We start from the raw sequence: 9,607 nt of genomic DNA on the forward strand, positions 1-9,607 counted from the left end.
TTACGGGTTTGCTTGCGTTTGCCAGCGTACTCGGCGTCGGCGAAGGTCATCTGCTTCATCAGGCGTCTCGGCGGTGGAGATCAGGCATTCTGCCAAACTTAGAGATCTTCTTCAGAGTTTCCTTAAGGCAATTCCCAGAGAAAAGGTGAGTATGGTGACGCTCAAGCAGGCGATCGCCGAACTTGTAGAGTGGATAAAAACGTGGCGCGACGCGCACTGAAAGAGGATGAGTGATGAACCCGATACAAACGCGCTTCTCTAATGTCGAGGCACTTAGACATTCAGAGGTGGATGTACAGGAGCTCAAAGCACACGGTCAAATAGAAGTGGGTGGCAAATGCTATGACATTCGCGCGGCTGCCAACAATGACCTGACTGTCCAGCGCTCTGACAAACAGATGGCGATGAGCAAGTTTTTCAAAAAAGCAGGGTTAAGTGGGAGTTCCAGCAGTCAGTCTGATCAAATTGCGCAGGTACTGAATGAAAAGCGCGTCCCCTCCGGTCCCCGTCTTCTACGCCAGGGGCAGACCCATCTGGGCCGTATGCCATTCAACATCGAAGAGGGGCAAGGCAGTTCGGCCGCCACATCTGTCCAGAACAGCAGGCTGCCCAATGGCCGCTTGGTAAACAGCAGTATTTTGCAATGGGCCGAAAAGGCTAAAGCCAATGGCAACACAAGTTCCAGTGCTCTTTATCAGATCTACGCAAAAGAACTCCCGCGTGTAGAACTGCTGCCACGCGCTGAGCACCGGGCGTGTCTGGCGCATATGTATAAGCTGAACGGTAAGGACGGTATCAATATTTGGCCACAGTTTCTGGATGGCGTGCGCGAGGTGCAGCTAAAACATGACACAAAAGTGTTCATGATGAACAACCCCAAAGCCGCGGACGAGTTCTACAAGATCGAACGTTCGGGCACACAATTTCCAGATGAGGCTGTCAAAGCTCGCCTGACGATAAATGTCAAACCTCAATTCCAGAAGGCCATGGTCGACGCAGCTGTCAGGTTGACTGCTGACCGTCACGATATCATTACTGCCAAAGTGGCCGGTCCTGCAAAGATTGGCACGCTTACAGATGCTGCGGTTTTCTATGTAAGCGGAGATTTTTCCGCTGCGCAGACACTTGCAAAAGAGCTTCAGGCACTGCTCCCTGACGATGCGTTTATCAATCATACGCCAGCTGGAATGCAATCCATGGGCAAGGGACTGTGTTACGCCGAGCGCACACCCCAGGACAGGACAAGCCACGGAATGTCGCGCGCCAGCATAATCGAGTCGGCACTGGCAGACACCAGCAGGTCGTCACTGGAGAAGAAGTTGCGCAATGCTTTCAAGAGCGCCGGATACAATCCCGACAACCCGGCGTTCAGACTGGAATGAGTATGAATTGCTGAACATCCCGAAGTCGCGGGCCCAAGAAGACGGACCTGAGGGGCCATTCTCCAGCGTGTCCTTCCCTTGCTCGAACACAGGCCTGCCGTGAATCTGTTTCATGTTTCAGGCAGCCTATCATGGGAGAGAACGGCGTTTTTAGAGATTGAGTCAGGCAGATTTTTTTCAGGAGATGCATGCGGTAAACAACAACAAGACACTTTCCACCAGACGAAAAAAAAGACCTTGAAATTCAAGGTCTTTTTTTAAGGTGGTGCCCGAGGGAGACTCGAACAGCGCCATTAGCGATCCGTATAATCGGGGTTTTTGACGATTTGGTAACAAATCTACTCACGTTTCTACTCACAAAAAGCCGGAGAGGCGCTGCTGTTTGATTTCGTAACCTTCCCTACGCAAACTTGGCCGCGTGCTATGGTCCATAAGACAAAAAAAGGGCGCATTTCAGGCAGGGATAGAATTAGCCGAATCGACGCCAAACCCCGACCGGGACCACTGCTGAAAGGACGCAAGATTGTGCTCGAGAGAATAGAACGAATTCAAGGAATAGGCCTACTTCACGAAGTAGACGGCAAGGCGCTCAAATTATCCAGCACGCAGCTTATCTATGCAGATAACGGAAGGGGGAAATCGACGCTGGCTAGCGTCCTAAGGTCTGTATCAACGGGTGATGTGTCTGCGATCAACGAACGCAAGACCGTGGACCGTAATACTCCCCCAGAAGCCACATTGAGCTTTGGGAGCGGTCACAAGGTCACATTTAAAAATGGGGCTTGGTCAGAGCTGCGCCCGGAGCTGCTTGTCTTCGACGCCGAATTCATCGAGAGAACGTTCATTCTGGGGGCGTAGTTACTCCCGGCCAGCGTAAAAACTTGTTGCAGTTTGCACTCGGCGCTTCCGCTGTCAAAGCGCAAGCGGCTGAGGATCAGGCCACAAAGTCATCTGCAGCGGCCAACGCAGTGGTTTCACAAGTTGCCGCCCAGTTGGCGGGCTATCATCAAGGGATGGTTCTTTCGTCTTTTCTAAAGCTCAAACCAGTTGGCGAGCTTGAAACACAACCATTGGTGGCGGACCTCCGCAAGCGTATACAGACCGCGCAGAATATTTCGGCAGTGCTAGCCCGACCATTGCCGACAGAAATACTAGAGCCGTTGTTTGATATTGATTCTCTTTTTAAAATATTAAATACGTCATTGCAGGACGTGGAGGAAGACGCAGAGAAAATCGTAACCCAGCATTTTAAAAAGCCGGGTTACGAGAATATTGAAAGGTGGGTAAGCGACGGCTTGCATTTTGATAATGGCTTAACTTGTCCATATTGTTCCCAAGAAACCAGCAACGTTTCTCTAGTCAAAGCCTATAGGACTCATTTTAATAAAAAATACGAAGAGCTAAAATCTAAAGTTGCCTTGCTCGAAAGGGGAGTGCTTACCAGAACCTCCGAGTCAATTGTAGATATGATTGAATTAGCGGTCTCTAAATGTAATGCGACTATCTCGGTATGGTCAGTTGATCACAATCTACCTACTGTGACGTTTGATCGCGATAAGGCGAAGGAGGATATGTCGGCGCTGCAGACTTACCTCTTGTTGCTGGTGAGAGCAAAGTTAAATAAGCCTCTCGAGCCGTTTGGTAGCGATGATGAGAAACTTTTCGCCACAACCCAATGGCTAAATGTCCTTTCCCATATAAAGCGTACTAATGTGCAGGTGAGTGAGGTTCGGAAGGATATTGAAAGTTATCGAATGGGTCTGCAATCTGAAAACATAGGGGTTATGAGTCAGAGCATAATTAACCATGAGTTGGCCGTTGCTCGTGGAACTGTTCAGGTCACGACTTTGATTGCGTCACTCAATACCGCAAAGAAGGACGCCGCCGAGGCTGACGCGTTGAAAAAAAGTGCCAGGGCTACATTGGTTTCTCAGATGAGCCAAACGCTAGCCACCTTCCAGAAATCAATAAATGAAATATTGCAGAAATTTGGTGCCTCGTTTTCTATTGAAAAGATGGATGCTAATTTTAGGAGTGGGGCTCGTAGCGAATATGGCTTGTCTCTTCGAGGAATGTCCATTACTTTGGATGGTACCCCCCGCTTCGCAACTGCACTGAGCGAAGGTGACAAGCGGACTTTGGCTTTTGCTTTCTTCGTCGCGACAGTAACATCAGATCCTGAATTAAAAAATAAGGTTGTCGTCATAGATGATCCGATGTGTAGCTTGGATGTTAACCGTAAAACCCAGACGATCGGGATACTAAAATCGATCGCCAGTAAAGCCGAACAGATTTTTATCCTTGCTCATGACCCGTTCTTTATCAGAGACTTAAAGGATACTCTCTCCATAAAGGGTGCGCCTGCACTGCAGATTCTACAGTTACGGCACGCTGTGGATGGCTACAGTGATCTCGCAAAGTTTGACCCCGACCAAGAATGCGAATCACCGTTTTATAGGCATCACCGAATTATAATGGAGCTTTGCGCGGGCGTTCCTCACGACAATCGAACCATCGCCAAAGCGATTCGACCGTTTCTTGAAGGCTATCTTCACAGAAGATTTCCAGGCTTGATTCCAAAAGACCTTATGTTTGGACAAATAGTCGGACACATCGCTGCTGCTCAGCCAAACGAGCCATTGTACTTTGCACACACTTTGCTTAATGAACTTCAAGAGCTCAACGGATATGCGATGCAGTTTCATCACGATACCAATCCCGGTTTGTGCGAAACGATACCGGTAGTGACATCGGAGCTGATTGCCTACGGGCAGCGAGCGCTTACTCTGGTATATCGAGGTGCCGCTTAAAGCTGATTGCCAGGAACCGATTGACTGAGTAAAGCAGCGCCTAAAATTGCGCTGCTTTCTCATGAGCTTGATGGGGGCGGGGGTTTGGCGCCGATCAGTTTGGCAAGGATCATGCGTGAGGCGACAGCGTCCTTTCGAACTGCCAACGCGCGAGTTGCATCGGGTTTCTAGGCCGCGCAATGAATCGATACCTCAGCGCGGGCGGGCAGCCATCAGGCCTAGTAGTCAGGGTCGAGAGTCGGCGGGCTGGCCCGCAGGGCCTCGATCGCGTCCTGGTGGCTCATGCCACTGACCAGTAGCTTGTCGATTTCCTTCCGGATCTGATCGCGGCAGGCTGCTTGGTAGAGCAGGGATCGGCTGTGAGCGATCTGGTTTAGCGCTTGCTGGATTGGCTTGGGTAGCGTTTCAGGTTTGGTGGAGCTCATGTGTGCAGTCCTCATGGGCCGGGCCGACGCATCGACCCGGCCCAGCCAGTGATTAAGGGGCGGTTGGGGTCAGGGACACCAGGCGCATCGAGGATGGGGCGTACACAGCGAGGCCTGCGCGCAGTTCAGCGAGGATCGTCACTAAGTTTCGGCGGAAGTTGTCGCCGTCCATCCGGCTTGCCTCAACCGTCACCTCTTGGCGATCAAGCAGTGCGGTGGTGGTGGTGTCGAGGATCAGCGCTTTACCCTCGGGCATCCCCATGGTGACAACTACCGGCGTACCCCACAGGCTCGGTGGTGCTGGGTCGCGAGGCGTGCCGATCACGTACTGTCCGTCACCCTCGTCTGCGCGTTCGCTCTCGATGGCGAACCAGTCGCGGGGGTTCATAACCACAACGTTTGGATTCCAGCCGGCGGCTTTCAGATCGGTCAGCGCCAAGCCGATGCGGTCAACAGGCTTACCAGTGGTTATGCCAGCTTCCGGGGCCTGGGCAACGAATCCAAGGATCTCACCCGGACCGCCGTCGCCGACCAGCAACTCAGCCTCCAGTTTCTGACGGACGCCAACGCTCATCAGCAGGCCGATCTGATCCTCGAGCTGCTCGTTGTCGTTCAAGACCTGAAGACTTGCCGGAATCCACGTCGCAATGGTGGCAATCTCTGCCCGTGACAGTTTCGTGGGCAGTTGGCCCTCAGCCTTTTCGTCACCTTCTTTGACTTGATAAGCAGCGCCGTTCAGATAGCCGTCGAGCTGTACGTATTCATACGTCGAGCCCTCGACAGGCACCACGGGCAGCACATCGAGCAGGCTCAAGCGAGGCTGTGGAATGCCTTGGATACCTGGCGCTCGTACTGGCGCGGTGGGATAACCCTTTGAACCCGCGGCTCCCTTGTCAGGGTTGGTCACTGCGGCGCGCAGGCTTGTGCCAACGCGCATTTTTCCGGTGGATTTTTGGCCTGCTCGAAATGCAGAAATTCCGTCAGCCTCAATTACCGCGGCACTGACAACGTTGCTGCCTGGAGTCGTGCTGTTTTGGGATTTGTTGAAGCCGCCAGCTACGGCGCGCTGCTCGAGCTCAAGCATACGGGCCTGCAGTTCTGACTGCTTGTCAGTTGTAAGCGCCTCATGAACCCCACATTCCCAACCAGCCATTGAAGCTTGATGCTGTGCTCCAGATTCTTTTCAGGAGTCAGCACCTCATGATGCGACCCGACGCCAAAGTCGAAAAAGTGTACCTCTACCCCAAACCGGTGGACTTTCGAAAATCTATTGACGGCCTGGCTGCACTGGTCGAGCTGGACATCAAAGTTGCCGTGTTCGACCCCGTGCTTTTTGTTTTTCTGAATCGCCCTCGTAACCGAGTGAAAATCCTTTACTGGGAGCGCAACGGCTTCTGCCTTTGGCTCAAGCGCCTGGAGTCCGAGCGTTTCAAAACATCTCCCGATGAGACAGACGAAGCCATCGTGCTGACGGTTCAGGAACTGAACTGGTTGCTGGATGGATTTGATCTCTGGCGCAACCGCCCTCATCAGGTTTTAACTCCAGGATTCGTCGCCTGACAGGTATAATCCGGGCATGATTTCCATACCCGAAGATCTTCCAGATGACCCTGTATTGCTCAAGCAACTGCTTGCGCAGTTACTGATTGAGCGCACGGCTGACAAGGGTCATATCGTCGATCTCAAAGAACAGATCAAGTTACTGCGCGACCGTCTGTTCGGACGCAAGTCCGAACAGACGGTCGAACTGAACACACCGCAAATGGCACTGTTCAACGAACCCGAAAGCGATCCGATGCTACCCGTCGGCGACGCTGACGAAGAGGTCGTTGCACCGGTCAACGGGCCGCGCTGATGTTGCACTGGCATGCATTAACAAACTGTATGGCATCGAGCGTGAACTCAAGGATGTCAGCGATGAGCAGCGTTACATCGGTCGTCAGGAAAAAAGCCTGCCTGAGCTGACGAAGCTCAAAGCATGGATGGAAACAACGCAGCCGCAGGTCACGTCGCAAAGTGCCTTGGGTAAAGCGGTGAACTACCTGGCCCACAACTGGAGCCGGATAGAGCGTTATATCGAAGGTGGTTTTCTACCCATCGACAACAACGCTGCCGAAAGAGCAATCAGGCCGTTCGCCATTGGACGAAAAGCCTGGCTGTTCAGCGACACGCCCAAAGGCGCCACGGCCAGCGCCCAGATCTACAGCTTGGTCGAGACCGCCAAACTCAACGGCCAAGAGCCTTATACGTGGCTGCGCCACGTACTGGAGCGGTTGCCGCATGCTGCATCGGTAGAGGATTACGAAGCCTTGCTGCCGTGGAACTGCTCGCCAGAGATGCCTCGCTAAAGCCAATCCTCATTTTTTGCCAGGTGGGGTTTGTGGCGCGGATACGTTGGACGAATGAAAACGGTAGACGTGGAAGTTTACGAAGACGATGTCAAAAAAGATAAGGGCTGCCGTTTGCACTTCGGGCTAGGTGCCCAGCAGGTCAAGGAAGCTATGACGGCCGTTGGCATCGACGACTTCGCGGGCTGGGTTTTGTCAGACAAGAATGATCCAGAGTCGCGCCAAGGGCTTCGCTATGAGCAATTCATTGCGGTCTTGATCAACGGCGTTAACCAGCTCAATGCAAGCCTGGAGCGTTTGGAAAAGCAATCTGACGTGTGACCAGATGTAGCGGCTTGGGGCCTCGGCCCTGAGTTTGCTTTTTAATCACAGCATTACAGCATGATATTTGTAATATCTATGGTACAGTCCGGCCAAATTTTCGTACCTAAAGCGAAGGAATGCATCAATGACAACCCTTGTACAGTCAGACTTGGCTGCGCAGAAAATTAGAATAGAAACGTTTTGTAAGCGTGTTCTGATCGTTGTGCTAGTTGGGCTTCCCATATTTTCCGCTGCTTTCAATCTGGTTTCATGGCTTCGGTTCGGTATAGATCTACCTTATTTGGACGATATCAGGCCGTACTACAACGAAACCGCTGGCTCTCTTAAGCTGAGTGATCTTTTTACATCTTCGAACGACACCCTTTATCCGTTCGGAATGGCGCTGGATTCGCTTGCGTTCAGATGGTTGAGTGGTAACACCGTTGCATATCAGGCTATCAGCATGATGACGGTGCTTGGCGGTATATTGCTGATTCAGTGGAAACTGCTTGAGTATTGCTTAGACGACAAGTTGCTATCGGCGGCTGCGTTTTCAAGTCTGCTATTGATGTTGCAGCCTGATTCATACTGGGGCCTTCAAAATATGGCGTACCATCAGGTATTGCCTTTGCTCTTCATTCTGATGGCCTCACTTGTCAGCGTAAGTTCGCTGGGAACAAAGCTTAAATGTACATTCGGCGTTCTTCTGGCGACGGCATCCGGACTGGTCTATATCAGTGGTGCCTTTGCCTTTCTCGCGTTTTCCTTGGCAATGCTAATCCGTGAACTATTCGTGGTTAAGAAGTCGCAGCAGATAATCAGCATGTCGATATTGATGCTGATCCCGTCTGTACTCACAAGCCTTTTGCAAGGTTGGGTGATTGTAGGAATACAACACGGTGTACATCGCGCTGATACCGCAATGTCGTATCCGTGGGATGCTGAGTTCTGGATATTCATTCTGTCCAAAATTGCACGCTCTCTGTACCTGTCCGATTTGTTCCCGTTTCTCTCGCTGGGTATAGCAAGTTGTGGGCTTGCCTTGCTGTTTCTGATACCTCTTCTGTCATTGATGGTGGCTCGACGGTACGGAAGCTATAGCGTTCTCGGTCGAGTTTCGTTTGTCGCTTTACCAATGATCGCCGCAATATTGGTTTACCTCGGATTGGTCGCGGCAGGGCGAACAAATCTTCATCCTGCGAGCATCGATTCTGGAATGAAGTTGTTCACATTCAGTTTTGTGAGGTTCCATTTTTTCTGGATATGCGCTGCGTGGCCACTGGTGATAGCTGCCGTGTTTGCTGCAATGTCAAAAGCAAACAAGGTGTTCCCTGTATCACTAGTCGTGGTTATGTGTTTCGCATCTGTCGCACTCGTCGGCGGCACAAAAATCACAGAGCACGACGCGTACTACAAACAAACCTACGATATACGCGTTGAAAATCTTGCGTGCCTGAATCAGGGCAACCAGCGTGGCGGGTACTTCCAGTGCCCAGGCCTTCACCCTGGGATTGATATGAGCCCTATCCTGCGTTACTCCCGATCTATGGGGGCGTCCTTTGCTGGGTTGGCTACCACGTCGCCTGCCGCATTCGGCACGACTGGTGCGCTCTACAACATAGGGGCGGACAAATTCGACGTTGCAAACCTTACCGTTCTCGACGCTGAAAACCGGATGACGACTGGGGCTGACCCCATGATTATCCTGAGCCCAACCATGCTGGCTACGTTGCCCGCTTGCCAGCTGTTACAAGTCAGGGTTCGTCTTGATGTTGAGAGGGCAGACTTAGCACAGTTGTTCTACACGCCAGTTGGGGAAACGCTTTCGGAAATCAACTCGCTGGTTAAGCCAGTCGGTTTGGGCACCAACGACCTGACCTTTGAAATGAAGAGCGACAAGGGTTTTGCGGGGTATCTGCGCTTTGACCCGGTTACAGGAGCCCAGAACATCAAAGTCCAGCACCTTGAAGTTCGATGCCTGTACGACGTGAAGGCGATCTAACGCATCTTGCTCTATTGCTTAGGGCGTTCGAGGGGGGCGTACCAGCTCCAGCGCCTCTAAGTAGTCCGCATACCACTGCATCATCATCCTGCGCTGCAATAGATACGCCGCCTTGTTGTAAACCCCGCTCACACCTTCTTCTTTGTGCGCGAGCTGCGCCTCTACGTGATCCTTGTCCCATCCATGTGTATCCGAGCCACAAACCCCACCTGGCAAAAAATGAGGATTGGCTTTAGCGAGGCATCTCTGGCGAGCAGTTCCACGGCAGCAAGGCTTCGTAATCCTCTACCGATGCAGCATGCGGCAACCGCTCAAGTACGTGGCGCAGCCACGTATA

Annotated in this window: 8 protein-coding genes and 2 pseudogenes; 6 read left to right on the forward strand and 4 right to left on the reverse strand. The window is 52.0% G+C overall.

Annotation, left to right across the window (positions count from 1 at the left end):
• Positions 1-233: 233 nt before the first annotated feature.
• Together RGM3321_RS00490 and RGM3321_RS00495 are read left to right on the forward strand one after the other, a co-directional pair.
• Positions 234-1,382: a T3SS effector HopA1 family protein gene (locus RGM3321_RS00490; protein ID WP_244391101.1), complete on the forward strand. Its 1,149-nt coding sequence runs from the start codon at positions 234-236 to the stop codon at positions 1,380-1,382.
• A gap of 881 nt (positions 1,383-2,263) precedes the next feature.
• The gene (locus tag RGM3321_RS00495) at positions 2,264-4,192 is read left to right on the forward strand and encodes an AAA family ATPase (RefSeq protein WP_244391102.1); all 1,929 of its coding nucleotides are present in this window, start codon (positions 2,264-2,266) and stop codon (positions 4,190-4,192) included.
• A 218-nt stretch (positions 4,193-4,410) separates the two neighbouring features.
• On the opposite strand, the gene RGM3321_RS00500 is transcribed toward RGM3321_RS00495, so the two are convergent.
• Positions 4,411-4,617, reverse strand: a complete 207-nt coding sequence (locus RGM3321_RS00500) for a hypothetical protein (RefSeq protein WP_244391104.1) — start codon at positions 4,615-4,617, stop codon at positions 4,411-4,413.
• 52 nt (positions 4,618-4,669) lie between these two features.
• Complete coding sequence (locus tag RGM3321_RS00505) at positions 4,670-5,770, reverse strand: phage major capsid protein (protein ID WP_279613862.1); 1,101 nt, start codon at positions 5,768-5,770, stop codon at positions 4,670-4,672.
• A 47-nt stretch (positions 5,771-5,817) separates the two neighbouring features.
• On the opposite strand from RGM3321_RS00505, the gene tnpB reads away from it, so the two are divergent.
• From tnpB to RGM3321_RS00525, 4 genes and pseudogenes are all read left to right on the forward strand, one after another.
• Positions 5,818-6,177 carry an IS66 family insertion sequence element accessory protein TnpB gene (gene tnpB, locus RGM3321_RS00510; RefSeq protein ID WP_244391108.1) on the forward strand — a complete coding sequence of 120 codons (360 nt, stop codon included), beginning with the start codon at positions 5,818-5,820 and terminating at the stop codon, positions 6,175-6,177.
• A gap of 16 nt (positions 6,178-6,193) precedes the next feature.
• Positions 6,194-6,965: pseudogene (locus RGM3321_RS00515) on the forward strand (transposase).
• Positions 6,966-7,019: 54 nt separating this feature from the next.
• Positions 7,020-7,286 (forward strand): hypothetical protein, encoded by a 267-nt coding sequence (locus RGM3321_RS00520; RefSeq protein WP_244391109.1) that lies wholly within the window; start codon positions 7,020-7,022, stop codon positions 7,284-7,286.
• A 127-nt stretch (positions 7,287-7,413) separates the two neighbouring features.
• Positions 7,414-9,270 (forward strand): hypothetical protein, encoded by a 1,857-nt coding sequence (locus RGM3321_RS00525; protein WP_244391111.1) that lies wholly within the window; start codon positions 7,414-7,416, stop codon positions 9,268-9,270.
• Between the two features lie 18 nt (positions 9,271-9,288).
• Here RGM3321_RS00525 and RGM3321_RS00530 read toward each other — a convergent pair.
• Positions 9,289-9,456, reverse strand: a pseudogene (locus RGM3321_RS00530) (integrase); the annotation flags it as partial.
• Positions 9,457-9,502: 46 nt separating this feature from the next.
• A partial coding sequence (locus RGM3321_RS00535) for a transposase domain-containing protein (RefSeq protein WP_144446437.1) occupies positions 9,503-9,607 on the reverse strand: 105 nt, incomplete at its 5' end.

The organism is Pseudomonas sp. RGM 3321, from assembly GCF_022836805.1.
In the GTDB taxonomy this organism is placed as follows: domain Bacteria; phylum Pseudomonadota; class Gammaproteobacteria; order Pseudomonadales; family Pseudomonadaceae; genus Aquipseudomonas.

Coding starts and splice junctions, on each gene's coding strand:
- RGM3321_RS00525 (WP_244391111.1), top strand. CDS start 7,414: ATGACAACCCTTGTACAGTCAGACTTGGCTGCGCAGAAAATTAGAATA.
- RGM3321_RS00500 (WP_244391104.1), bottom strand. CDS start 4,617: ATGAGCTCCACCAAACCTGAAACGCTACCCAAGCCAATCCAGCAAGCG.
- RGM3321_RS00520 (WP_244391109.1), top strand. CDS start 7,020: ATGAAAACGGTAGACGTGGAAGTTTACGAAGACGATGTCAAAAAAGAT.
- RGM3321_RS00505 (WP_279613862.1), bottom strand. CDS start 5,770: ATGGCTGGTTGGGAATGTGGGGTTCATGAGGCGCTTACAACTGACAAG.
- RGM3321_RS00490 (WP_244391101.1), top strand. CDS start 234: ATGAACCCGATACAAACGCGCTTCTCTAATGTCGAGGCACTTAGACAT.
- tnpB (WP_244391108.1), top strand. CDS start 5,818: ATGATGCGACCCGACGCCAAAGTCGAAAAAGTGTACCTCTACCCCAAA.